The organism is Photobacterium aquae (assembly GCF_001029445.1).
Taxonomy (GTDB): domain Bacteria; phylum Pseudomonadota; class Gammaproteobacteria; order Enterobacterales; family Vibrionaceae; genus Photobacterium; species Photobacterium aquae.
Map to the genome: position 1 here is coordinate 1 of NZ_LDOT01000099.1, position 657 is coordinate 657.

General features: G+C 56.0%; 1 protein-coding gene. It reads right to left on the reverse strand.

Features of this window, described 5'->3' with window-relative positions:
- Positions 1 to 657 (reverse strand): rolling circle replication-associated protein (locus tag ABT56_RS24395; protein ID WP_047881247.1); only part of this gene is annotated, 657 nt, incomplete at both ends.

Sequence of the window (657 nt, forward strand, 5' to 3'; positions counted from 1 at the left end):
CCCGGCTTCGAAACTGGCGATACACTCCCAACCGGGGGCGCGGCTGCAGCGGGCTATGTTGTAGCGGTTGCCTCTGATCAAACCTTGGTTGGCGTTGTCCCCTTTGGCGGCATAGCCAACGGCTTTTATCAGATAGCTGCCTGCGGCTTTGGGTTCGCGGATACGTTCAAGATGGGCAAAGCCATGTCCCCAAATCCCCTCCAACCGTTCCGACCAGGCGGTGAAGTGCTCTTTTTCAACCTTCCAATTCATCAGCAAATGCACATGCGGGTTGGGTTCGCCGTTTTCGTTGGCCGGGCACTCTGCCACCCAGATGTAATGGAACGGATCGGCAATGCCGTCGAGCTCGAACGGCTGCCCCTCTTTATCCGTGCCCAACCATCCACGCTGATACATTTTTTTGATGCCATCCAGAAACCGGGATACCTCTTTGCCCAGCGTGGTGTCGCCACCAAAGATGGCATTTCGCTGCTCGTTGGAGAATGTCAGGGTCAAGAATGTTGCGAATCCCCCTTCGCGAACCGAAACATAGGCACCAGATTCGAAAATCTTGGTGACAGCGCGTTGGGTCAGTTTTTCGGTGTAGCGCTCACCGCTTTGCGGGTCTGGTGCATCACCCGGCGGTGTCAAGGTTTGATGCAGAACGCGGAAACTCCC